The 508-nt window shown below is 64.6% G+C and carries 1 pseudogene; it reads right to left on the bottom strand.

The window, feature by feature from the left end:
• Positions 1 to 71: 71 nt before the first annotated feature.
• Positions 72 to 508, bottom strand: a pseudogene (locus MLGJGCBP_RS24535) (transposase); the annotation flags it as partial.

Raw genomic sequence — 508 nt, 5'->3', positions numbered from 1 at the left:
GGAAGTTTCTTGAAGCAGGTGAGTGCGGCGGCGAGGTGGAGGAATCCGGTGAAGTGTTCGCCGTGGCGTTCGTAGCGGATGGTCATGCGCCGGTATCCGGTGAGCCAGGCGACGGTGCGTTCGATCTTCCATCGGTACAGGCCGAGGCGATCGTTTCGTTCGATGCCGCGGCGGGCGATCCGCGGGATGATGCCGTGTTCGCGAAGCCACCGTCGGTGTATGTCGTAGTCGTAGCCCTTGTCGGCGCGAAGCTTTCCCGGCTTGCGGCGGCGTGGTCCACGCTGGGACTTCACCGCCGGGATCGCGGCCACCAATGGTTGCAGCATCGTGCTGTCGTGGGTGTTCGCTCCGGATACGTCCACGGCCAGCGGGATTCCATTCGCTTCGGACAGGACGTGGATCTTCGATCCTTTCTTGCCGCGGTCGACGGGACTGGGCCCGGTCAGCGAGCCCCCCTTTTTGCCCGGACGCTTGCCGCGTCCAGGATTGCTGCCGTCCAGTCGAGTTC

The organism is Rhodococcus sp. T7, assembly GCF_009872365.1.
GTDB lineage: Bacteria > Actinomycetota > Actinomycetes > Mycobacteriales > Mycobacteriaceae > Rhodococcus_F.
The sequence above is the reverse complement of the archived record's forward strand: the minus strand, read 5'-3'. Positions and strand labels throughout refer to the sequence as shown.